The following is a 21559-nucleotide window of genomic DNA, read 5'->3' on the forward strand; positions in this document are numbered from 1 at the left end:
TGCGGTACTCACCTGGCGGGCCCACGACAACTCGCGGATGGAATCGGTCCGGGTGACCCTCAACGGCAATCGGATCAGGGCGGCGGGCCGGATGATCGGCGGCGCCTGCGGGGAACACCCGGCCTTCAGCGCGTCCTACGACCTGGTCACCGACGAGGCGGGCGCGACCCGGCGGCTGTCGCTGCGCACCACCACCGCCGCGGGCGAGCGGCACGCGTCGATCTCGCGCGACGAGGAGAACTACTGGCTGGTCGACGCGGGCGGCAGTCACGTGCGCTCGACGTTCGCCGGCGCGCTGGATGTGGACGTGGTGCTGAGCCCGTTCTTCAACACCCTGCCGATCCGCCGGTTCGGGCTGCAGAACGCGGTCGGCGACGTGCAGGTCCCCGTGGTGTACGTGCGCCTGCCCGATCTGCTCGTGCAGGAGGCCGAACTCACCTACTCGAGCGCCGCCGACGGCATCAACGTGCTGTCGCCGGTCTCCAGTGCCACGCTGACGGTCGATCCGGAGGGTTTCGTCCTCGACTATCCGGGACTGGCCGAACGGGTCTGACGCCGGAGATCAGGGGGCGCAACGCGATTCGCCCGGTGGCTCACAGCGCGCGCAGCACCCCGCCGCGCTGCCCGGCCCGGTGCAGTTCGCCGAGCCAGTCGCCGACGCCGGGCTCGATGCCGGTGATGTCCCAGCGGACGCGCTCCTCGTAGGCGGTGCGCCCGCGGTAACCCGCTTCGACAAGTTCGCCGAGGCTGCCGTCGGTGCGCAGGGTCTCGCGCGCGGCGCGCAACGCGGCGATGGTCTCGTCGAGCACCTGGCCGAGCGCGGCCGCGTTCGGCTCGCAGATGGCCCGGACCAGGTCGGGGGCCGTCCCCGCTACCCGGGTGCCGTCGCGGAACGAACCGGCGGCCAGACCGAGCGCCAGCGCGCCGCCCTCGGCGCCCGCGGCGGCCAGCGCTTCGGCCAGTACATGCGGCAGGTGCGAGATCCGCGCGACCGCGCGGTCGTGTTCGTCGGCGCGCACCGGTACCACCACCGACCCGCAGTCCAGGGCCAGCCGGGTCACCCGCGTCCACGGCTCGACCCGCGTGCCCTCGTCGACGCCGACCGCCCACACGGCGTCCCGGAACAGCTCCGGATCGGTTGCCGTCCAGCCGGATTCGGCGGTGCCGGTCATCGGGTGCCCGCCCACGAAGTTCGCCTCGAGTCCGTGTTCGCGCACCGCGTCGGCGACGGGGCGCTTGATGCTCACCACGTCGGTGATGGGGCAGGTGGGCGCGAGCGCCGCGATCTCGGCCAGGATCCGCCCGACCGCGGGCATGGGCACCGCGAGCACCAGCAGCGCGTCCGCGGCGGCAGCCCGGCGCAGCACCGCGGGCAGGTCGGTGGACACGTCGAACCCGTCGCGACGCGCCGCCTCGGCACCCGAGTCCGAACGGTTGTATCCGAACGCCGGGTACCCCGCCGCGACCGCGGCGCGCAGCAGTGAGCCGCCGATCAAACCGGTTCCGAGGACGCAGACAGCGGCACGCTGGTCGAGGGTCATCGGAACAGATTGGCACACGAGTTCATCATTACCGGCGGGACAGACTACCGTTTGGTCCATGGCAGCACAGCGCTCGGGCACGAACAGGGCGACGTCGGACGACGACTACGACGTCGAAGGGTTCGCCGTGGCGGTGGTCCGTGAAGAAGGCACGTGGCGATGCAGCCCGCTCAGCCACGACGCACTCCTGGACCTGTCCGTCGCCGAGACCGAATTGAAGGCTTTGCGCAGCTCCGGCGCGGTGTTCGGGCTGCTCGACGTCGACGACGAGTTCTTCGTCGTATTGCGGCCGGCGCCGAGCGGCACCCGGCTGCTCCTCTCGGACGCGACCGCCGCGATCGACTACGACATCGCCGCCGACGTCCTCGACGCGCTCAACGTCGAGATCCCCGACATCGACCCCGACGAACTCGACGACGTGGACCCCTGGGAAGAGGGCGACCTCGGCGTGCTCGCCGACCTCGGCCTGCCCGAGCCGGTGTTCAGCGTGATCCTCGCCGAGACCGACCTCTACCCCGACGAGCAGCTCGGCATGATCGCCCAGCGGCTCGGCTTCGCCTCCGAATTCGCGGCGGTCCTGGACAAACTGCCTCGGTGATCCCTTCCGACGAGGACCTGGTGCGCGCCGCGATCGCGGCCGCCGCCGCTGCCGACCCGCGCGATGTGCCGGTCGGCGCGGTCGTCTTCGACGCCGACGGGCGTGAACTCGCGCGCGCGGCGAATGCCAGGGAGGCGCTCGGCGACCCCACCGCGCACGCGGAGGTGATCGCGCTGCGCGCCGCCGCGGCCGTGCACGGCGACGGGTGGCGGCTCGAGGGCGCGACGCTGGCCGTCACCCTGGAGCCCTGCACGATGTGCGCGGGCGCGCTGGTGCTGTCCCGGGTGGGCAAGGTGGTGTTCGGCGCCTGGGAGCCCAAGACCGGCGCGGTCGGCTCGCTCTGGGACGTGGTGCGCGACCGCAGGCTCAACCATCGGCCCGAGGTGCGCGGCGGAGTGCTCGAGGCCGAGTGCGTCGCGCTGCTGGACGAATTCTTCCGAACTCAGCGCTGACCAGCCGATTTAACGATCCGGCACCCCCTCCGGTATCGTAGTCGGCGGTGGCGTGTCCGAGCGGCCTAAGGAGCACGCCTCGAAAGCGTGTGACGGGTAACCCCCGTCCGAGGGTTCAAATCCCTCCGCCACCGCCACGGAGCCCCTCACCTGATATGCCAGGTGAGGGGCTCTTTTTCGTCGGCTGTTCATGCGAGACCGCCCCGCTCGCGGGGGCTGGACGTAATAGACTGGTAGTACCGAAATCCGGGAAGGAACGATGTCTTATGCGCGGGCGACAGCCGCCACCCGCGAAGTCCGGAATGGGGCTCGGGGGGAAGCTCATGGTTCTGGTCGTGCTGGGCTGGGTAGCCGTCGGGCTGCTCGCCGCGGGCCAGCGACACTACTTCGCCCACCTGCCCAAGGAGTGTTCGGACTGGGCGACGATCGCGGTCACCGCTGCCGCGGGTCCGGCCAACTATGTCGGCCTGAACCCGCGGGTCAGCGAGTGCGAGGTACCACAGCCGAGCCAGTAGCCCGCTCAGGTACGAGCGGGCACCGGGGTCTTCTCCCGTTCCTGTAGTTCGCGCAGGCGCGCGCCCTCGACGTCGATGTCGGGGACGATCTTGTCCAGCCAGGCCGGCATCCACCACGCCCACTTGCCGAGCAGTACCAGCAGCGCGGGGATGAGGATCATCCGGACGACGAAGGCGTCGAGGGCGACGCCGGCCGCGAGCGCGAAGCCCATGGACTTGGCGGTCACGTCGGATTCGAGCAGGAACGAGCCGAACACCGAGATCATGATGATCGCCGCCGAGGTGACCACGCGGGCGCCGTGGTGATAGCCCTTCACCACGGCCTCGGTGGGATCGGCGCCGTGCACGTACTCCTCGCGCATGCGGGTCACCAGGAACACCTGGTAGTCCATGGCCAGGCCGAAGACCAGGCCGATCAGCATGATCGGCAGGAAGCTGACCAGCGGATGCGGATCCTTGATCAGGCCGAGCTCGCCCTCCTGGAAGATCAGCACGGTCGCGCCGAAGGTGGCCGCCATGGACAGCAGGAAGCCCAGCGCGGCGGTCAGCGGGACCAGGATCGAGCGGAACACCAGGATCAGCAGGATGAACGCCGCGCCGGCCACGATCGCCATGTACGGCACGATCTTGCTGAGCAGCACGTGGTCGATGTCGGCGTAGATGGCCGTCGAACCGGTGATGCCGTAGGACATCTGGTACTGGTCGTGCAGCGCCGGTTCGGCGTCGCGGGCCGACTGCACCAGATCCTTGGTCGACTGGGCGTTGGGCCCCGCGTTGGGGATGCCGTTGATCAGCGCGCCCGCGCCGTCCTGGCTCAGCTGCGGCTCGGTGACCAGCTCCATGTCGGGATAGGACTGGAGTTTCTCGCGCAGCGCCAGGAGCGCGGCTTCGCGCTGGTCGGGCGGGGTGTCGCTGAGGTCGACCGCGATCTGCAGGACACCGTTGCTGCCCTCGCCGAAGCCCTCGGTGCGCAGGTCGTAGGCCTTGCGCACGGTGGTCGACTTGGGCAGGCTGTCCTCGCCCGGCAGGCCCAGGTTCAGGTTGATCGCCGGCGCGGCCAGCAGGCCGAGCACGACGATGGCCAGGCCCATCGTGATCGCGGGCCACTTGGCGATGACCCTGGCCACCCGGGTGCCGTTGGTGACGATGCTGTCGTCCTCGGGATCGTGCTGGGCGATCAGCGGCAGCTTCGGTTTGAACAGGGCCTTGCCGAACGCGCCGAGCAGCGCGGGCATCAGGGTGATCGCGGTGAGCACGGCGAAGGCCGCGGCGATCGCGCCACCCAGACCCATGAAGGTCAGGAACCGCACGCCGACGATGCTCAGCCCGACCAGCGCGATGATGACGGTGAGACCGGCGAACACCACCGCCGACCCCGCGGTGCCCAGCGCTGTGCCAGCCGCTTCCTCGGCCGAATCCTGCACTGCCAGTTCGTGTTTGTACCTGGACACGATGAACAGCGCGTAGTCGATCGAGAGCGCGATGCCGATCATCGAGGCCAGGAAGGTGGTGAAGCTGGGGATCGAGACCACCGAGGTGGACAGGAAGATCAGCGAGGTGGCCGCGCCGAGGCCCACGATCGCGGTGATGATCGGCACGAACGCGGCGACGATCGCGCCGAACGCGACGACCATGACCACCAGGGCCACCGCCATACCGATCATCTCGGACTTGCCGCTCGGCATCTCCTGTTCCATCGCGATGGTGCCGCTGATCTCGACGGTCAGCCCGGCCGCGCGGGCGGCGTCGCCCACGGCGTACGCGGCGTCGCGGTCCTCGGCGGTGATGTCGGCGAATTCCTTGATGGTGAACGGCACCGCGAAGTACGCGACGGTGTCGGGGTCGGTCTTGTTCAGGACGTTCAGCGGGGCGCCGCTACAGGTCGAGGGGTCGCGTCGGTCGCCGAGGCAGCCCATCTCCTCGGTCTGCGCGATCGGATCGGGGATCGGCTTGCTGTGGTCGACGATGCCGAGCTGTTCGAGCTGCCCGATCATCGCGTCCAGCGCCTGCCGGTTGGCCGGATCGGTGAGCTTCTGCCCGGCCGGCGCGCCGACGACGTAGGTGCCGGTGACGGCGTCGAAGGCGAAGGCCTCCGACATGCCGGGGAAGTGTTTGTCGAGGATCTCGGTCGCCCGCTCCGACGGCAGGTTGGGCATGCTGAAGTCGTCGGTCATCGGTTTCTGCAGCTGGGCGCCGAGGCCGCCCAGCACCATGAAACACAGCAACCAGACGGGCAGCACGATCCATTTGCGGCGAAAGGCCAGCTTGCCCCACCGGTACAGATAGACGGACACGGTTCTCTCCTCGCGGTGATCGGTGCGGTGCGCGGATCGGGAGGTAACGCCGGGTCTAACCAGACCTGAGTCTGCTGCCAGGCCACCGCGATATCAAGCAAGGTCCGCCGGAAACACCGACGGCCCCGCACTCCGGAGGAAGTGCGGGGCCGCGTGGCGGGGTCGGTCAGGAGACCGTGACCGGCTGTTTCACCGTTTCGGCGTTCTGGTTACGCAGCTGCTCGAGCTTCGAACCCTCGACGTCGATGTCGGGCAGGATGCGGTCGAGCCACTTCGGGATCCACCACGACCACTTGCCCATGATCACCAGCAGTGCGGGCACGACGATCATGCGGACGATGAAGGCGTCGATCGCCACACCGGCAGCCAGCGCGAAACCGAACGACTTCGCGGTGACATCCGATTCGAGGATGAACGAACCGAACACCGAGATCATGATGATCGCCGCCGAGGTGACGACGCGGGCGCCGTGGTGGTAGCCGGAGACCATCGCGTCCTTGGGCGACTTGCCGTGCACGAATTCCTCGCGCATGCGGGTCACCAGGAACACCTGGTAGTCCATCGCCAGGCCGAACACCAAGCCGATCAACATGATCGGCAGGAAGCTGACCAGCGGCTGTGGGTCCTCGATGAGGCCCAGCTTGCCCTCCTGGAAGATCAGCACGGTCGCGCCGAAGGTGGCCGCCATCGAGAGCAGGAAGCCCAGCGCGGCGGTCAGCGGAACCAGGATCGAGCGGAACACCAGGATCAGCAGGATGAACGCGGCACCGGCGACGATCGCCAGGTAGGGCACGATCTTGCTGAGCAGCACGTGGTCGACATCGGCGTAGATGGCGGTGGTGCCGGTGATGCCGTACTCCATGCCGTACTGGGCCTTCAGATCCGCTTCGGCGCCGCGCGCCTCGGCGACCAGGTCCTTGGTGGCCTGGTTGTTCGGGCCAGACTTCGGCACGCCGTTGAGCATGGCGCCCTGCTTGTTCTCGCTCCACTGCGGCTCGGTGACGTAGTCCATGCCCTCGTAGGAGTCGAGCTTGGCGCGCAGTGCGCCGACCGCGGCCTCCCGCTGGTCCTCGGGGACCGCGCTCAGGTCGGTGACGACCATCAGCACGCCGTTGCTGCCCTCACCGAAGCCCTCGGTGCGCAGCTCGTAGGCCTTGCGGACGGTGGAGGTCTTCGGCATCGAGTCCTCGCCGGGCAGACCCAGGTTCAGGCCGGCGGCGGGGGCGGCGAGCGCGCCGAGCACGACCACCGACAGGATCAGCGCGACCCACGGGGCCTTGCCGATCAGGCGGGCGAAGCGCTGGCCGTTGGTGACGGTGGACTCGTCCTCGGGGTCGTTCTGGGCGACCAGCGGCAGCTTCGGCTTGAACAGGTACTTGCCGAAGGCGCCCATCAGCGCGGGCATCAGGGTGATCGCGGTGAGCACCGCGAAGCCGGCGGCGATGGCGCCACCCAGACCCATGAAGGTCAGGAACTGCACGCCGACGATGCTCAGCGCGCCCAGCGCGATGATGACGGTCAGACCCGCGAACACCACGGCCGAACCGGCGGTGCCGAGCGCGGTACCCGCGGCTTCCTCGGCCGAATCACGCACGGCCAGTTCGTGCTTGTAGCGCGAGACGATGAACAGCGCGTAGTCGATGGACAGCGCGATGCCGATCATCGAGGCGAGGAAGGTGGTGAAGCTGGGCACCTCGATCACCGAGGTACCGAGCATGATCAGCGAGGTCGCGGCGCCCAGGCCGACGATCGCGGTGACGATCGGGACGACGGCGGCGACGATCGCGCCGAAGGCCACGACCATCACGATCAACGCGACGCCCATGCCGATCAGCTCGGACTTGCCGCTCGGCTGCTCCTGCTTGACCGCGATCGAACCGCTGAGCTCGACCGTCAGACCCGCGTTGCGGGCTTCGGCGGCCACCTCGTAGGCGGCGTCGCGTTCCTTGTCGGTCACGTCGGTGACGCCGGCGATGTTGAACGGCACGTTCAGCACGGCGACGGTCTGCGGCGCGGTCGAGCTGAGGACGTTGAGCGGCGCGCCCGAGCACTGCGACGGGTCCGGGTTGGCGAGGCAGCCCATCTTGTCGGTGAGCTCGATCGGGCTCATCAGCGGCTTCTCGTGATCGACGATCGACAGCTCACCGAGCTTGGTGATCAGCGCGTCGATCGCGGCGCGATTGGCCGGGTCGGTGAGCTTCTGGCCCTCCGGCGCGCCGATCACGTAGGTGCCCGACACGGCGTCGAACTTGAACTGCTCGGACATGCCGGGGAAGTGCTTGTCGAGAATCTCGTTGGCCCGCGCCGACGGCAGCGAGGGCATGCTGAAATCGTTGGTCATCGGCTTGCTGAGGGCGGCGCCGACGCCGCCGAGCAGCAGGAACAGCAGAAGCCAGACCGGCAACACGATCCATTTGCGGCGGAAAGCGAACTTTCCCCATCTGTACAGGTATACGGACACGAGGGTGCTCCTAGCGCGAAGAACTCGGTGGGATCAGGCTCGTAGACAGCACACGCGGGGTCTCCCCGGCACCCCGCCTCCACATCGTCGTTTTCTGCCTACCGTGCGGTAGGTAGACTACCGATTCGATAAGTGGAGAGGCAACCTCAATTTCGGGGGCGCACATCACATCGCACCGAAGGATGGAAGGATTGAGCGCATGGCTCCCCGGGACGCTGTCGACGCCGTAATCGCAGGTGGCGGCACCAAGCAGGCCATTCGTGACGCCGCGGTCCAGCTCTTCGCGACCAAGGGTTTCGAGCAGACGAGCCTGCGTGAGGTCGCCGATATGGTGGGGATCACAAAGGCGTCGCTGTACTACCACTACGCCTCGAAGCTGGATCTGCTGCTCGCCATCGTCGATCCGATCATCGGGCACGTGCGCGGGATCGTCACCGATATCGACGCCGTCCCGTACGACGCCGAGGGCATCCGCGCGGTCCTGCGGGCTTACCTGCGCGGGATGATCCGGCACCGCGACGCGGGCGCGGTGTTCGTGCGCGACGCCGCCGCGGTCGTCAACGCCATCACCGATCGCTACCCCGATCTGATGGAACCGACCATGGACCTGCGGGTCTGGCTGGCCGGCCCCGATCCGGACCCGGAGGCGATGTTGCGGGCGTCGGCGGCCATCGAGGTGCTCGGCGTGGCGCTGCTGTCCACCGAAGTCGCGCCGGGCGCGACCGACGCGCTGGTCGAGAAGACCCTGCTGGACGCGGCCACCTGCGTTCTGACCGCGTGCGGGACCGCGTAAGTTCGAATCGTGCATATCACCGCCAGGGTCGATTACGCGGTGCGAACGTTGCTCGAGCTCGCCGCGGCCGACGGAGTCGTCAAGGCCGAGGCCATCGCCGCCGCAGCGCAGATCCCACCGAAGGTGCTCGAGACCGTGCTGTCCGAGCTACGCCGGGCCGAGCTCGTGCTCAGCAGACGCGGGCCCGACGGCGGCTACCGGCTGGCCCGGCCCGCGCCGGAGATCTCCGTCGCCGATGTCATCCGGGCCGTGGAGTCGCCGCTGGCCTCCGTGCGCGGGCAGCGGCCGGAGGACGTGCGCTACCCGGGGGCGGCCGAGCCGTTGCAGCAGGTGTGGATCGCGCTGCGGGTCAATATCCGCGCGGTGCTGGAGAACGTCTCGATCGCCGATATCGCCGCCGACCAGCTGCCGGGCTTCATCGGCGAGCTCGTCGCCGACCCGGGCGCCTGGGCGCGCCGCGAGCCGCGGACCCCGGCCGGAACCTGATTCATCCACAGGCTGGGAAGCTGTCCACAGGGGTGGGAAAAGTCCGGGGCGCGGGCCATCCGCACGCGGTAGCCTGCGACCATCATGTTGATCACCCTGCTGCGGACCTACCTGGCCCCGTACCGCGCCCAGCTGGCGGGGGTCCTCGTACTCCAGCTGATCTCGGTCATCGCGATGCTCTACCTGCCCAGCCTCAACGCCGACCTCATCGACAACGGCGTGACCAAGGGCGATATCGGCTACATCTGGTCCACCGGCCTGTTCATGCTCGCGGTCAGCTGTGTGCAGATCGTGGCCTCGTCGGCCTCGGTGTACCTGGGCGCGCAGGCGGCCATGGGCGCGGGCCGGGACATGCGCGGCGGGGTGCTGCACCGGGTCGAGACGTTCTCGGCCAGGGAGGTCGGCATGTTCGGCGCGCCGTCGCTGATCACCCGCTCGACCAACGACATCCAGCAGGTGCAGCTGCTCATCGTCATGTCGGTGACGATTCTGGTGATGGCGCCCATCATGTGCGTCGGCGGCATCATCATGGCGCTGCGCGAAGATCTGGGCCTGTCGTGGCTGCTGCTCATCGCCGTCCCGGCGCTGGCGCTGGCCATGGGCACGATCGTGGCCCGCATGGTGCCCGGCTTCCGGCAGATGCAGGAGCGTATCGACAGCGTCAACCGGGTGCTGCGCGAACAGATCACCGGCATCAGGGTGGTGCGCGCGTTCGTCCGTGAGCGGCAGGAGATCTGGCGCTTCGGGATGGCGAACACCGCGCTCACCGACGCCTCGCTGCGCGTGGGCAAGCTGATGGCGCTGATGTTCCCGACGGTCATGCTGATCAGCAACCTCACCGCCGTCGCGGTGATCTGGTTCGGCGGTCACCACGTGGACAACGGCACCATGCAGATCGGCTCGCTCACCGCGATGCTGTCCTACATCATGCAGATCCTGATGGCGGTCATGATGGCCTCGTTCCTGGCGATGATGGCGCCGCGCGCCGCCGTCTCGGCCGACCGGATCGGCGGGGTGCTCGACACCGAGTCCTCGGTGCGCCCGCCGAAGCTGCCGCAGCCCTTCGCCGGCGACCCGGCGGAGGTCGACCTGCGGTTCGCCGAATTCGCCTTCCCCGGCGCGGAGAAGCCGGTGCTGCGCGGCATCCGCTTCCAGGTGGCGCCCGGCACCACCACCGCGATCGTCGGCTCCACCGGTTCGGGCAAGACCACCCTGATCAACCTGATCCCGCGGCTGATCGACGTCACCGACGGCGCGGTCTACGTCGGCGGCACCGACGTGCGCCACTTGGACCTGGAACAGTTGCGCGGCGGGATCGGGCTGGTGCCGCAGAAGGCGTACCTGTTCTCCGGCACCGTCGCGAGCAACCTGCGCTACGGCCGTCCCGAGGCCACCGACGAGGAGCTGTGGCGGGCGCTCGAGGTGGCCCAGGCGGCCGACTTCGTGCGCGAGATGCCGCAGGGACTGGAGACCCCGGTGGCCCAGGGCGGCACCACGGTCTCCGGCGGACAGCGCCAGCGGCTGTGTATCGCCAGGGCGCTGGTCCGCAAGCCGCGGGTGTACCTGTTCGACGACTCCTTCTCGGCGCTCGACGTCGCCACCGACGCCCGGCTGCGCGCGGCGCTGAAGCCGGAGACCGCCGACGCGGCGGTGATCATCGTCGCCCAGCGGATCGCGACCATTCGCGACGCCGACCAGATCGTCGTCCTGGAGGACGGCGCGATGGCAGGCATCGGCACCCACGACCAGCTCATGCAGCGGTGCCCCGAGTACCGCGAGATCGTCGAGTCCCAGCTGAGCGTGGAGGAGGCTCGATGAGGCCAGGAGCTCCCGTCCCCGGCGCGCCCGGGACGAAGGCCAAATCGTTCGGCCCCTCGCTGAAGCGGCTGCTGCGCAGGCTCGTTCCGGAACGGGTCGCGGTCGGCGTGATCGTGGCGCTGGTGATCACCTCGGTGGTGCTCAACACGCTGGGTCCCTACCTGCTCGGCCAGGCCACCAACCTGGTCTTCGACGGCTTCGTCGGCAAGCAGCTCGATCCCCGGTTCACCAAAGAGGAGACCATTCAGCTGCTGCGCGACCGGGGCGAGAACACCCGTGCGGACATGCTCTCGGCGATGAACGTCATCCCGGGCACCGGCATCGATTTCGACGCCGTCGCCCGGGTGTTGGTGATCGTGCTCGCGCTCTATGTCGCGGCCGCGCTGTTCGGCTGGTTGCAGGGCTATCTGCTCAACATCGTCATCAACCGGACGGTCAAGCGGCTGCGCGACGAGGTGGAGGCCAAACTGCACCAGCTGCCGCTGCGCTACTTCGACTCCGCCCCGCGTGGTGACGTGCTCAGCCGCGTCACCAACGACGTCGACAATGTCTCGCAGAGCCTGCAGCAGACCATGAGCCAGCTGCTGACCTCGCTGTTCACCGTGATCGGCATCCTGATCATGATGTTCTGGATCTCGCCGCTGCTGGCGCTGATCGCGCTGCTCACCGTTCCGGCCGCGATCGTGGTCACCGCGCAGATCGCCAAGCGGTCCAAGCCGCACTTCGTGGACCAGTGGAAGTACACCGGCGCGGTGAACGCCTCGGTGGAGGAGGCCTACACCGGCCACGAGATCATCACCGCGTTCGGCCGCAGCCGCGAGGTCGGCAAGGAGTTCGACGAGCGCAATCAGAAGCTCTACGACGCCAGCTTCAAGGCGCAGTTCATCTCCGGCCTGATCATGCCGGCGATCATGTTCCTCGGGAACGTGAACTTCGTGTTCATCGCGCTGGTCGGCGGCCTGCGGGTGGCCACCGGCAATCTCTCGCTCGGTGACGTGCAGGCCTTCATCCAGTACTCGCGCCAGTTCAGTCAGCCGCTCACCCAGATCGGTGCGATGGCCAACCTGCTGCAGTCCGGCGTCGCCTCGGCCGAGCGGATCTTCGAGATCCTCGACGCCGAGGAGCAGAGCCCGGATCCGGCGGTGGAGAACCCGCGTCCGGTCGACCGCGGCCGGGTCGAGTTCGAGGCGGTGTCGTTCGGGTACGACCCGGAGGTGCCGATCATCGAGCGGCTGTCCCTGGTCGCCGATCCGGGCCATGTGGTCGCGATCGTCGGGCCCACCGGCGCGGGCAAGACCACGCTGGTCAACCTGCTGATGCGGTTCTACGAGCTGGACGCGGGCACCATCGCCATCGACGACGTCGACATCACCACCATCAGCCGCGACCATCTGCGCTCGCGGATCGGCATGGTGCTGCAGGACACGTGGCTGTTCAAGGGCACGATCCGGGAGAACATCGCCTACGGCAACCCGAGCGCCTCCGAGCACGACATCCTCGCCGCGGCCAGGGCCGCCTACGTCGACCGGTTCGTGCACGCCCTGCCGAACGGCTACGACACCGTGATCGACGAGGAAGGTGGCGGCGTCAGCGCGGGCGAGAAACAGCTCATCACCATCGCGCGCGCGTTCCTGGCCAAGCCGTCGATCCTCATCCTGGACGAGGCCACCAGCTCGGTCGACACCCGCACCGAGCTGCTGGTGCAGCAGGCCACCGCGGCCCTGCGCCGCGACCGCACCAGCTTCGTGATCGCGCACCGGCTCTCGACCATTCGCGACGCCGACCTGATCGTGGTGATGGAGAAGGGCCGCATCGTCGAGCACGGCACGCACGAGCGACTGCTGGAGGAACGCGGCGCGTACTTCCGCCTCTACAACGCCCAGTTCGCGGCGGCGGAACTGTAGGACCGGCCCCTCACCCGGCGAAACCGCCGGGTGCGGGGTGCGGCACGATGGGCGGGTGGCCGATCCCAGCGAGTTCTCCTTCACCGTAGGCACCCGTCTCGACGGCGGGCGGCACGGCCGTACCGGCGTGATCGGTACCCCGCACGGCGAGATCGCCACGCCCGCCTTCATCCCGGTGGGCACCAAGGCCTCGGTGAAGGCGGTGCTGCCGGAGACCATGAAGGAACTCGGCGCGCAGGCGCTGCTGGCCAACGCCTACCACCTCTACCTGCAGCCCGGCGCGGACATCGTCGACGAGGCGGGCGGGCTCGGCAGGTTCATGAACTGGTCCGGTCCCACCTTCACCGACAGTGGCGGCTTCCAGGTGATGTCGCTGGGCGTCGGGTTCAAGAAGGTGCTGGCGATGGAGGCCGTCGACATCCGCTCCGACGAGGTGATCGCCGAGGGCAAGGAGCGCCTGGCCACCGTCGACGACGACGGCGTCACCTTCCGCTCCCATCTGGACGGCTCCAAGCATCGCTTCACGCCCGAGGTGTCGATGGGCATCCAGCACCAGCTCGGCGCCGACATCGTGTTCGCCTTCGACGAGCTCACCACGCTGCTGAACACCCGTGGCTACCAGGAGAAATCGCTGCAGCGCACGCAGGACTGGGCGCAGCGCTGCATCGACGAGCACGAGAAGCTCACCGGCGAACGCGGCCACCGGCCGTATCAGGCGCTGTTTGCGGTGATCCAGGGCGCGCAGTACGAGGACCTGCGCCGCAAGGCCTGCCGCGATCTCGAGGCGGTGCGCGGCGCGGGCGGCACCGAGTTCGACGGCTACGGCATCGGCGGGGCGCTGGAGAAGCACAACCTGGGCACCATCGTCGGCTGGTGCTGCGACGAGCTGCCCGAGCACAAGCCGCGGCACATGCTGGGGATCAGCGAGCCCGAGGACATGTTCGTCGCGATCGAGAACGGCGCCGACACCTTCGACTGCGTGAACCCCTCCCGGGTGGCGCGCAACGCGGCGATCTACGTCGACGAGGGCCGGTTCAACATCAACACCAGCCGCTTCCGCCGCGATTTCACCCCGATCGACGAGAACTGCGACTGCTACACCTGCGCCCACTACACCCGCGCGTACCTGCATCACCTGTTCAAGGCCAAGGAGATGCTCTCGGCCACGCTCTGCACGATCCACAACGAGCGGTTCACCGTCCGGCTCGTGGACCGCATCCGCGCGAGCATCGACGGCGGCTACTTCGACGATTTCAAGGCCGAGTTCCTCGGCAACTGGAAGGGCAGGCTGAAGGCGCCCGGCGCCTAGCGGCGGACCGCCCGAGCGATCCGCCGCGGCGGCGTCAGTCGTGCAGCGCGTCGCGCTGTGCCGGGGCGTAGGAGGGTTCGGTCTTCTTGAGCAGCGCGATCACGCGGTAGGTGATCGGCATGACGAGGATCTCGACCAGCGTCTTCCAGAGGAAGCCGACGATCACGTAGTTCACGAACGACTGCCAGCTGTCGATGCCGATGGCGGTGGCCGCGATCGAGCAGAAGATCAGGGTGTCGGCGAACTCGCCGACCACGGTGGAGCCGAGCAGGCGGGCCCACAGGTGCTTCTCCTTGGTGCGCTCCTTGATCAGCACCAGGGTGGCCGAGTTCAGCAGCTGACCGACGAAATACCCGGCCAGTCCGGCCAGCACCAGCTGCGGCGTGGTGCCCAGGACCGTGCGGAAGGCTTCCTGGTTCTCGTAGAAGCCCGCGGCGGGCAGCCGGATCGCGATCGCGAAGCAGGCGACGGTCAGCAGCAGCGCGGCGAAACCGGTGTAGATGGCGTGGCGGGTGGCGCGGAAGCCGTACACCTCGCTGAGCACGTCACCCAGGATGTAGGCGAGGGGGAAGAGGAAGAAGGCGCCGTCGGTGGCGATCGGCAGGATCTGGACCGGGCCCAGCATCACCGATTTGTCGGCGAAGAACTCGACGCCCTTGGTGGCGCAGATGTTGGAGATGATCAGTGTCGCCGTGAAAATGGCGACGATTACCGGGTAGAACCCCCGCGCAACCTGGGCGAACGCCGCGTGGTCCGGCGCGGGGCGCCCAGATTCGGCAGGTTGGTCGAGAGTGTTTGCGTCAGTCACGGGTTCCATCCAACCAAGCTCGGGGTACCTCACGGGCGCCGGTTGTGGAATACGCTGTACCAATGACGAATCCCGGCGATTCCGACGAATGGTGGAAGCAGTACGGCGGCTCCGGCGTGTCGCCGGAGTCCGGCGCGCCGGGTTCGGTGCCGCAGTACCCGTCCGCGCAGCCGTCGCAGCCCTCCAACTACCCGTCGACGCCGCAGTACCCGCAGCAGCCCGCGCCCCCGCCGTCGCAGCCGCAGTACCCGAACTACCAGCAGCCCTCGGCGCCGCAGTATCCCCAGCAGCCGCCCGCGCAGCCGCAGCCGTACGGCGCGTACCCGGCTGCCGGTGGGTATCAGCCGTACGGCGCGTACCCGCAGCCGCAGGGCACCAACGGCCTGGCGATCGGCTCGCTGGTCGCGTCGCTGGTCGGCCTGTGCACCTGCGTCGGCTCGATCGTGGGCATCGTGCTGGGCGTGATGGCGCTCAACCAGCTCAAGGAGCGCGGTGGTGAGGGTCGCGGAATGGCGCTGGCAGGCATCTGGATCGGTGCGATCACCCTGGTGCTCGGCCTGCTGTACGTGGTGTTCGTGATCGTGCTCGGGGTGGCGGGCGGATTGGATTCGTCCTCGTCGTACTGACATCCGCCGAAACGAACCAGGGGCGCTTCCGTAGCCGGAAGCGCCCCTGATGTTTTGGTCAGCCGGGTGTCAGCCCTTGACGACCTGCGTGCCGCCGGCGAACTTGTCGTGCCAGCCCTGCTTGTTCGGGTCCTGGGAGATGGTGATCATGATGTAGATCGCCAGACCCAGGCTGATCAGGCCACCCACGCACGGGATCAGGCCGACGATCTGGAACACGTTGCGCTTGGCCGACTGCTCCGGGGTCAGGTTCGGCGCGCCGCCGGGGGCGACGACCCGCAGGCCCAGCATCTTCTTGCCGAGCGAGGTGCCCTGGGTGACTTCCATGGCGATGAAGTAGCCGTAGACCGCCAGCGAGACGATGGCGCCGCTGATGATCTGGTAGGTGTTGCCGCTGAACACCAGCGCCAGCACGATCGCGAGCGGCAGGCTGACGATCAGGTTGTCGATGACGCGGGCACCGATGCGGACACCCAGGTCGGCCGGCTGCACGCCGCCGTAGCCCTGCTGCTGCTGACCGTACGGGTCCTGGCCGTACCCACCCGGCTGCTGACCGTACGGGTCCTGGCCATAGGCCGGCTGCTGCTGGCCGTAGGGGTCCTGGCCGTAGGCGGGCTGCTGGCCGTAGCCCGGCTGCTGCTGCCCGTATCCCGGCTGCTGGCCGTAACCCGGCTGCTGCTGCCCGTAACCCGGCTGCTGCTGGCCGTAGGGGTCCTGGCCGTAGCCGCCGGGCTGACCGCCCTGCGGGTACTGGTTGGGGTCGTAACCACCGCTGGTCATAATTCGTCCTCGTCGTGATCGATAGATCGGTCGAATGCGTACGTTACGGACATCCCTCTGTGCGGAACAACCCGATGGGCTCGAGTATCCATGGTTTTCCCGGTACATGTGTGGCGTCGAAAACTTCGCGGAGCTCGGCTGTCGTGCGCGCGGTGTAGCCGAGGGAGGCGGCGATCGCGGCCACCACGTCCTCGGGCGTGTTGCCCAGCGCGCGCTGATCCGAAAGGCTCACGGCCCCGTCGCGTTTGGCCAGGCGCTTGCCCTCCTGATTGAGGACGAGCGGGACATGGGCGTAGATCGGCGCCGGCAGCCCGAGCAGATCGGCGAGGTAGGCCTGTCGGGGCGTGGACGGGAGCAGGTCGTCGCCGCGGACCACCTGGTCGACGCCCTGCGCGTGGTCGTCCACGACGACGGTGAGGTTGTAGGCGGGGATGCCGTCGCCGCGGCGCAGCACCAGATCGTCGACGGCGCCGCGATACTCGCCGTGCAGCAGGTCGGTGACGGTGTAGTCGGCCACGTCGGCGCGCAATCGCACTGCCGCGGGCCGTCCTTCGGCCCGTCTGGCGGCGCGCTGCCGCGCGGTGAGGTGGCGGCAGGTGCCGGGGTAGGCGCCCATCGGGCCGTGCGGTGCCGTGGCGGCCTGCTGGATTTCGCGTCTGGTGCAGAAGCATTCATAGGTGCGCCCGGCCGCGGTGAGTTCGGCGACAGCCGCCGCGTAGGTCGGCAGCCGCTCGGACTGACAGACTACCGGGCCGTCCCAGTCGATGCCGATGGCGGCGAGGTCGTCGAGCTGGCGTTCGGCGGCGCCGGGGCGGACCCGGTCGAGATCGTCGACGCGCAGGACGAAGCGGCGTCCGGTGGTACGGGCGAAGAGCCAGGCCAGGATCGCGGTCCGCAGATTGCCCACGTGCAGTTCGCCCGACGGGCTCGGGGCGTACCGGCCTGCGCCGGGGGAGGGGCTCGTTGGCACCGCGCCCATTCTAGGCGGGCGCGACACACAGCCGGGGCCGCAGCTGGTCCTCGGCGATGTCGGCACCCGCGTCGAGCGCGGCCAGCAGGGTGCGCGCGTGCGCCACGAGCCCGGCGCGGTCCACCCCGTGCTGCTGGGCATTCGCCGGATAGGTGTCGAGCCGCTCGCTCGCGCGGCGCAGGAGAGTACCCGCGCCCTTGGCGTTGCCCCGCTGGATGTGGGTGATGCCGACCGCGTACTGCGCCAGTCCCTGCCAGAGCATCCGTTCGGCTACCGGCCCGTTCTTCCACGCCGCCTCCAAAACCTCGTGGGCGTTGAATGCCAAACCATCGTCCAGCAGTTGCTGAGCGAAGGTGAGAGTTTGCTGGGGGCCCAGCTCGAGGTCGTCCGGAATTCGGGCGACTCCGGCACTGCCGGGCGGCAGCGGCCTGCCGAGTCGGTCCCTGGGGCGGTCGTTGCGGGCACGACCTGCGGCGTCGCGGTCACGGGAGATCATTCCCCCATGATCCACGCCGGGCGCCCATGGTGTTCGAGTGACGGTTGGGACGGTGGGGAAATTGACGTATCACGGACTAATCACACGGAGGTAAAAGCTGATGTGTCAGCCGGATCCGGAATGGGTAAGACCCTCCGGCAATGCTCCCGCAAACGTGAAGCTTCGCAAGCTTGGCAAACTCAAATGAGAAAGCAAATTCTCATCCGCAAACTTGCGGAAGACCTGCTAGGGTTTCATCCGCGGGGGCAGCCCCCGGAGGCGGAAACGCCTCGATGCGCTGGTTCGTGCCGGTCGGTTGCGCGCGCCGTGTGGCAGTGCTCTGTGTGCCACGAAGTAACTCGTCGATCGCGCCGGATATCGGAATATTGCAACGATTCCTGGAGTAATCCCGTTCTCGATCATGCAAAGGAGTAAGTGCCGTGGAGGTTGATGTGACGGACGCTGTGTGGCGGAAGAGCACCTACAGCGGACCCGATGGGAACTGCGTGGAAGTGGCCTTTCTCGCCGGCGGCAATGTCGCGGTCCGCGACACCAAGGACCGCGGTCGCGGTCCCGTGCTGGCCTTCGGACCGGGAGAGTGGCGGGCGTTCCTAGACGACGTCACCGCGGGAGAGTTCGCGCGCGGCTGAACCGCGCCATGCGCCTCGAGAAGGCAGCACGGGCCCCGAGTCGGTAGGACTCGGGGCCTTCTCTATGGTGACCTAGGGTGAGCCGCATGACCACGATGGCCCCGCGCGACGCGACGATGTTCTGGTTGTCGCGCCGCTCCGCCAATGATGTGTTCCTGCTCTACTGCTTCGCCGAAACGGTCACCACCACAGCCGAACTCCGCGCTTTCCTCGGCGCGCGTTCCGCGGGTATTCCGGAACTGCGGATCCGGGTCCGGGAGATTCCGGGCAACCTCGACTATCCGCGATGGGAGCCCGCCGAATTCACGTCCCAGCAATTCGTGCACCACCGGCCTGCCGGGCTGCGCTGGCCGGTGCTCCTGGACCGGGTCGGTGATCTGCTCGGTACGGCGGTGGACGCCACCGAAAGCGCTTGGCGTGTCCATGTTTTCCGTCAGGTCCTCGACGCGCCCGCGGCGACGGGGCCGGTGCTCGTGGCAGTGCTCCAGGTGTCACACGCGCTGGCCGACGGCACGCGGGCGGCGACCCTCGCTCGACAGTTGTTCACAGCATCCGAAGTTATCCCCAGGGGTTCCGGTGTGGTTGTGGACAACTCGGCAAATCCCCCGGTCAAGCCTGTGAAAACTCCGGCACAACCTGTGGATTACCGGGGGCGGATCTGTGTACGGTCAGTAGGAACAGGCGGCGTGAGAGTTCTTGGGGCGCTGAGTTTTCCCCAGCGGGTCGTCCGCACCGCCTGGCGTGGCCGGGCCGCGTACCTGGCGCAGCGGGAACTGGCCGAGCGCACCGCGCGGGGCGAGGTACCCGCGGCGACAACGGGGTTCGCGCCGAGCGCGTTGAACCCGGCCGAGCGGGTGGGCGTGTTCGACCATCGGGTGCGGATGCTCGTCGTCGACGCCGCGCGTATGCGGGTGCCCGGCCGCACGGTCACCGTCGTCGCCCTGACCGCGATCTCCCAGGCGCTGTCGCGCTATCTGGGCGAACGCGGTGCGCGGCCCGCCCGGCTCGGCACCGCCCTGCCGATGGCGCTGCCCGGTGCGAGTACCGCGCACAACCACTACCGCGGCCTGTCGATCGACCTGCACATCGACGAACCCGACCTCGCCCGCCGGGCCGCCCTGATCGCAGACGACCTCGCGTCCCGCCGCGAGCGCGCGCTGAATCCGTTGCTCGACAGCCAGAATCGGGTCGGTGACATGGTGCCCGCCGCGCTGGCCGCACGTGACGTAGCGCGGGCCGAGCTGGACAGTGTCCCGGACGCGCTGGACGGCAACACCGTGGTCTCCAGCGTCTACCGGGGGGCGGCCGATCTCGCCTTCGCCGACGCTCCGGTCCTGTTCACCGGTGGCTTTCCCGCGCTCGGCACTGTCATGCACCTGACCCACGGCGTGCACGGGATCGGCGAAACCATCGCGCTGTCGGTGCATTTCGATGTCGCGGTCCTGGCGGATCCGGACCGCTATCTGGAGCTGCTCGCCGAAGCGCTCGCGGCCGTCGTCGCCGCGCACCATCCGGAGACCGGTCGCGCCGACCCGGCGGCGTCGAGCTGAGCGCCGTCCGAACGCGGCACGAGGTAGCGGCGCGCGTTCAAGGGCGTGGGCGGTCGAGCTCGATGCCGACGGCCCGCAACGCCGAGTGCACCGCCGTGGCCGGGTCGATGCCCGCCGCGGCGCCCTCGATCACGCCGTCGATGCGGAAGGGGCAGAAATAGCTGGTCCCGGCCTGGTGCGGGTGGTCGATCTCGATGAGCGGCCGGGCGGCGCCGTGCCGGGCGGCGATCGCCGCGGCGAGGGCAGTGTCGGCCGCGCGTGGATCACGCCTGCGGGCGGCGGGCAGCACCGGCACCGATTCGGCGTGTACCCGTTCGTACCACGCGATCACCTCGGACGGCGCTGCGCGCGTGCCGGTTTCGTAGTGTCCCAGCGCCGCCCGGCTGTACGGGACGCGCGTGGCGAGCGCGGATAGGGACAGCCCGGATTCCTCACGGAGTTGTCGCAAACGTGCCCCGACGACGGTGGTTTCGCCGTTCCCCTGCTCGCCCCGACTGGACATGGACCCACCGTAGCGAACTGTAGACGTTTGTAGACGCTTTTCGCTGTCCAAAAGGTCTTGACGGCGACCATACTTTGCTGCGGCGGCTTAGACATCACCATACCGCGCCACCCGTGCTGCATCGACCGGTTCGGAGGGGACAGATGGACATCTACCTGTGGATTGCTGTGGGCCTGTTGGTATTCGGGGCACTGACCCGCTACCTGTTGCTCGCACCGCCCGCCGACAGCGGGCGGCCGAGCGTCAGCGACATCCGGCGACGGCTTCAGGCCGAGCGTGCGCTCCCCGGCCACGACTCCACCGTGCCGTCGGTGCGGACCAATTCCGACAGGAGTTTCTCCGCGTCGGACTTCTCCCTGGCCAGGGCGCTCCATCCGCGCACGACACCGTCGGCGCCGGATTTCGTCGTCCACGAGCCCACGGCATGAGCGCCCTGGGGGTGCAGGGAGTAGTAGATCGTGCCGATCGGGCGGGCGATGTCCATGCCGCGTACCCAGCCGGTGAGCGCGTCGCCGTCCCAGACCCGCATCTCGCCCCGCATCTGGGCGGCCGGGTCGTCCTGCGCCGCAGCGGCTTCGGCGGCCGAATCGATCAGCAGATGGTCGCCCTCGTGCCGGATGGTCACCGGCGTTACCTCGACCTCGTCGCCGTGATTCGCCGCTTTCTGCCAGGCTGCCCACCAGCGGCCCGCCAGATCGATGCGGTTGTCCACGATGCCGGCCAGCTCGGCCAGCGAGATCTGCAGCGCGTCGGCCAACCGGATCGCCACCGGCAGCGTCGGCGACTGTTCCTCCGATTCGTACCGGGTGATCTGTCGCGAGCTCACCCCGATCGCGGTGGCGAGCGCGGGCTGCGACAGCCCGAGCAGCCGCCGCCGCTCCTGGATCACCTTCCCCGTCCCGGTGTTCATACAGTCATCGCCTCCATCGCCGGCCCCTACCGTCACACCCTGCTGGAAACATCCGCACCAGACCCGCCGTCGTCGCGCGCCGCCACCCGTCGGCACGAAGACCGTTGGCGCGTCGCG

21 protein-coding genes and 1 tRNA gene are annotated in these 21559 nt (G+C 68.6%); 13 read left to right on the plus strand and 9 right to left on the minus strand.

Features of this window, described 5'->3' with window-relative positions:
* The first annotated feature begins 37 nt into the window (after positions 1-37).
* Positions 38-553 carry a putative glycolipid-binding domain-containing protein gene (locus tag EL493_RS04855; RefSeq protein WP_019044474.1) on the plus strand — a complete coding sequence of 172 codons (516 nt, stop codon included), beginning with the start codon at positions 38-40 and terminating at the stop codon, positions 551-553.
* Positions 554-593: 40 nt separating this feature from the next.
* Here EL493_RS04855 and EL493_RS04860 read toward each other — a convergent pair whose 3' ends face one another.
* Positions 594-1541, minus strand: coding sequence for a prephenate dehydrogenase (locus tag EL493_RS04860; protein ID WP_019044475.1), 948 nt, complete (start codon positions 1539-1541; stop codon positions 594-596).
* Positions 1542-1599: 58 nt separating this feature from the next.
* Here EL493_RS04860 and EL493_RS04865 point away from each other — a divergent pair, with 58 nt between their 5' ends.
* The 4 genes from EL493_RS04865 to EL493_RS04880 all read left to right on the plus strand — a co-directional run bounded on the left by EL493_RS04865 (position 1600) and on the right by EL493_RS04880 (position 3106).
* On the plus strand, positions 1600-2139 hold the full coding sequence (locus tag EL493_RS04865) for a tRNA adenosine deaminase-associated protein (RefSeq protein ID WP_019044476.1): 540 nt from the start codon (positions 1600-1602) through the stop codon (positions 2137-2139).
* Positions 2139-2591, plus strand: coding sequence for a nucleoside deaminase (locus EL493_RS04870; protein WP_030201814.1), 453 nt, complete (start codon positions 2139-2141; stop codon positions 2589-2591). The genes EL493_RS04865 and EL493_RS04870 overlap by 1 nt, the downstream gene beginning before the upstream one ends.
* Positions 2592-2637: 46 nt before the next feature.
* Positions 2638-2728, plus strand: a tRNA-Ser gene (locus EL493_RS04875).
* 186 nt (positions 2729-2914) lie between these two features.
* The gene (locus tag EL493_RS04880; RefSeq protein WP_019044478.1) at positions 2915-3106 is read left to right on the plus strand and encodes a hypothetical protein; all 192 of its coding nucleotides are present in this window, start codon (positions 2915-2917) and stop codon (positions 3104-3106) included.
* Between the two features lie 5 nt (positions 3107-3111).
* Here the strand turns inward: EL493_RS04880 and EL493_RS04885 are convergent, their stop codons facing one another.
* Both EL493_RS04885 and EL493_RS04890 read right to left on the minus strand, forming a co-directional pair.
* Positions 3112-5400, minus strand: a complete 2289-nt coding sequence (locus tag EL493_RS04885) for an MMPL family transporter (protein WP_019044479.1) — start codon at positions 5398-5400, stop codon at positions 3112-3114.
* A gap of 166 nt (positions 5401-5566) precedes the next feature.
* Positions 5567-7861: an MMPL family transporter gene (locus tag EL493_RS04890; RefSeq protein WP_019044480.1), complete on the minus strand. Its 2295-nt coding sequence runs from the start codon at positions 7859-7861 to the stop codon at positions 5567-5569.
* A gap of 199 nt (positions 7862-8060) precedes the next feature.
* Here EL493_RS04890 and EL493_RS04895 point away from each other — a divergent pair, with 199 nt between their 5' ends.
* The 5 genes from EL493_RS04895 to tgt all read left to right on the plus strand — a co-directional run bounded on the left by EL493_RS04895 (position 8061) and on the right by tgt (position 14171).
* The gene (locus EL493_RS04895; RefSeq protein ID WP_019044481.1) at positions 8061-8654 is read left to right on the plus strand and encodes a TetR/AcrR family transcriptional regulator; all 594 of its coding nucleotides are present in this window, start codon (positions 8061-8063) and stop codon (positions 8652-8654) included.
* A gap of 9 nt (positions 8655-8663) precedes the next feature.
* Positions 8664-9140, plus strand: coding sequence for an RrF2 family transcriptional regulator (locus EL493_RS04900; RefSeq protein WP_019044482.1), 477 nt, complete (start codon positions 8664-8666; stop codon positions 9138-9140).
* A gap of 84 nt (positions 9141-9224) precedes the next feature.
* Entirely contained in the window at positions 9225-10958 is a 1734-nt protein-coding gene (locus EL493_RS04905; RefSeq protein WP_019044483.1) for an ABC transporter ATP-binding protein, read from the plus strand.
* Complete coding sequence (locus EL493_RS04910) at positions 10955-12862, plus strand: ABC transporter ATP-binding protein (RefSeq protein WP_019044484.1); 1908 nt, start codon at positions 10955-10957, stop codon at positions 12860-12862. Before EL493_RS04905 ends, EL493_RS04910 begins: the two co-directional genes overlap by 4 nt.
* A gap of 55 nt (positions 12863-12917) precedes the next feature.
* Positions 12918-14171 carry a tRNA guanosine(34) transglycosylase Tgt gene (gene tgt / locus EL493_RS04915; RefSeq protein ID WP_019044485.1) on the plus strand — a complete coding sequence of 418 codons (1254 nt, stop codon included), beginning with the start codon at positions 12918-12920 and terminating at the stop codon, positions 14169-14171.
* A gap of 34 nt (positions 14172-14205) precedes the next feature.
* Here tgt and EL493_RS04920 read toward each other — a convergent pair whose 3' ends face one another.
* Positions 14206-14988, minus strand: a complete 783-nt coding sequence (locus EL493_RS04920; protein WP_019044486.1) for a queuosine precursor transporter — start codon at positions 14986-14988, stop codon at positions 14206-14208.
* Between the two features lie 53 nt (positions 14989-15041).
* On the opposite strand from EL493_RS04920, the gene EL493_RS04925 reads away from it, so the two are divergent.
* Positions 15042-15605, plus strand: coding sequence for a DUF4190 domain-containing protein (locus EL493_RS04925; protein WP_019044487.1), 564 nt, complete (start codon positions 15042-15044; stop codon positions 15603-15605).
* 69 nt (positions 15606-15674) lie between these two features.
* On the opposite strand, the gene EL493_RS04930 is transcribed toward EL493_RS04925, so the two are convergent.
* Genes EL493_RS04930 through EL493_RS04940 form a run of 3 tightly spaced genes read right to left on the minus strand, consistent with a single transcriptional unit; the run spans position 15675 to position 17851 of the window.
* A complete protein-coding gene (locus EL493_RS04930; RefSeq protein ID WP_019044488.1) occupies positions 15675-16385 on the minus strand; it encodes an RDD family protein in 711 nt (236 codons plus the stop codon).
* Positions 16386-16428: 43 nt separating this feature from the next.
* Positions 16429-17364 carry a tRNA glutamyl-Q(34) synthetase GluQRS gene (gluQRS, locus tag EL493_RS04935; RefSeq protein ID WP_022566503.1) on the minus strand — a complete coding sequence of 312 codons (936 nt, stop codon included), beginning with the start codon at positions 17362-17364 and terminating at the stop codon, positions 16429-16431.
* A gap of 1 nt (position 17365) precedes the next feature.
* Positions 17366-17851 carry a DUF309 domain-containing protein gene (locus EL493_RS04940; protein WP_019044490.1) on the minus strand — a complete coding sequence of 162 codons (486 nt, stop codon included), beginning with the start codon at positions 17849-17851 and terminating at the stop codon, positions 17366-17368.
* 419 nt (positions 17852-18270) lie between these two features.
* On the opposite strand from EL493_RS04940, the gene EL493_RS04945 reads away from it, so the two are divergent.
* Both EL493_RS04945 and EL493_RS04950 read left to right on the plus strand, forming a co-directional pair.
* On the plus strand, positions 18271-18480 hold the full coding sequence (locus tag EL493_RS04945) for a DUF397 domain-containing protein (RefSeq protein ID WP_022566502.1): 210 nt from the start codon (positions 18271-18273) through the stop codon (positions 18478-18480).
* An 86-nt stretch (positions 18481-18566) separates the two neighbouring features.
* A complete protein-coding gene (locus EL493_RS04950) occupies positions 18567-20030 on the plus strand; it encodes a wax ester/triacylglycerol synthase domain-containing protein (RefSeq protein ID WP_022566501.1) in 1464 nt (487 codons plus the stop codon).
* Between the two features lie 37 nt (positions 20031-20067).
* On the opposite strand, the gene EL493_RS04955 is transcribed toward EL493_RS04950, so the two are convergent.
* Both EL493_RS04955 and EL493_RS32185 read right to left on the minus strand, forming a co-directional pair.
* Positions 20068-20532, minus strand: coding sequence for a helix-turn-helix domain-containing protein (locus EL493_RS04955; RefSeq protein ID WP_019044493.1), 465 nt, complete (start codon positions 20530-20532; stop codon positions 20068-20070).
* A 265-nt stretch (positions 20533-20797) separates the two neighbouring features.
* Entirely contained in the window at positions 20798-21442 is a 645-nt protein-coding gene (locus tag EL493_RS32185) for a helix-turn-helix domain-containing protein (protein WP_019044494.1), read from the minus strand.
* Between the last annotated feature and the right edge of the window lie 117 nt (positions 21443-21559).

Source organism: Nocardia asteroides (assembly GCF_900637185.1).
In the GTDB taxonomy this organism is placed as follows: Bacteria; Actinomycetota; Actinomycetes; order Mycobacteriales; family Mycobacteriaceae; genus Nocardia; species Nocardia asteroides.

What these genes read in the sequence shown, in the direction of transcription:
- EL493_RS04950 (WP_022566501.1), top strand. Translation starts at nt 18,567, where the DNA reads ATGACCACGATGGCCCCGCGCGACGCGACGATGTTCTGGTTGTCGCGC.
- EL493_RS04940 (WP_019044490.1), bottom strand. Translation starts at nt 17,851, where the DNA reads ATGATCTCCCGTGACCGCGACGCCGCAGGTCGTGCCCGCAACGACCGC.
- EL493_RS04925 (WP_019044487.1), top strand. Translation starts at nt 15,042, where the DNA reads ATGACGAATCCCGGCGATTCCGACGAATGGTGGAAGCAGTACGGCGGC.
- EL493_RS04860 (WP_019044475.1), bottom strand. Translation starts at nt 1,541, where the DNA reads ATGACCCTCGACCAGCGTGCCGCTGTCTGCGTCCTCGGAACCGGTTTG.
- EL493_RS04930 (WP_019044488.1), bottom strand. Translation starts at nt 16,385, where the DNA reads ATGACCAGCGGTGGTTACGACCCCAACCAGTACCCGCAGGGCGGTCAG.
- EL493_RS04920 (WP_019044486.1), bottom strand. Translation starts at nt 14,988, where the DNA reads ATGGAACCCGTGACTGACGCAAACACTCTCGACCAACCTGCCGAATCT.
- EL493_RS04855 (WP_019044474.1), top strand. Translation starts at nt 38, where the DNA reads ATGGAATCGGTCCGGGTGACCCTCAACGGCAATCGGATCAGGGCGGCG.
- EL493_RS04880 (WP_019044478.1), top strand. Translation starts at nt 2,915, where the DNA reads ATGGTTCTGGTCGTGCTGGGCTGGGTAGCCGTCGGGCTGCTCGCCGCG.
- gluQRS (WP_022566503.1), bottom strand. Translation starts at nt 17,364, where the DNA reads ATGGGCGCGGTGCCAACGAGCCCCTCCCCCGGCGCAGGCCGGTACGCC.
- EL493_RS32185 (WP_019044494.1), bottom strand. Translation starts at nt 21,442, where the DNA reads ATGAACACCGGGACGGGGAAGGTGATCCAGGAGCGGCGGCGGCTGCTC.
- EL493_RS04955 (WP_019044493.1), bottom strand. Translation starts at nt 20,532, where the DNA reads ATGTCCAGTCGGGGCGAGCAGGGGAACGGCGAAACCACCGTCGTCGGG.
- EL493_RS04910 (WP_019044484.1), top strand. Translation starts at nt 10,955, where the DNA reads ATGAGGCCAGGAGCTCCCGTCCCCGGCGCGCCCGGGACGAAGGCCAAA.
- EL493_RS04865 (WP_019044476.1), top strand. Translation starts at nt 1,600, where the DNA reads ATGGCAGCACAGCGCTCGGGCACGAACAGGGCGACGTCGGACGACGAC.
- EL493_RS04905 (WP_019044483.1), top strand. Translation starts at nt 9,225, where the DNA reads ATGTTGATCACCCTGCTGCGGACCTACCTGGCCCCGTACCGCGCCCAG.
- EL493_RS04895 (WP_019044481.1), top strand. Translation starts at nt 8,061, where the DNA reads ATGGCTCCCCGGGACGCTGTCGACGCCGTAATCGCAGGTGGCGGCACC.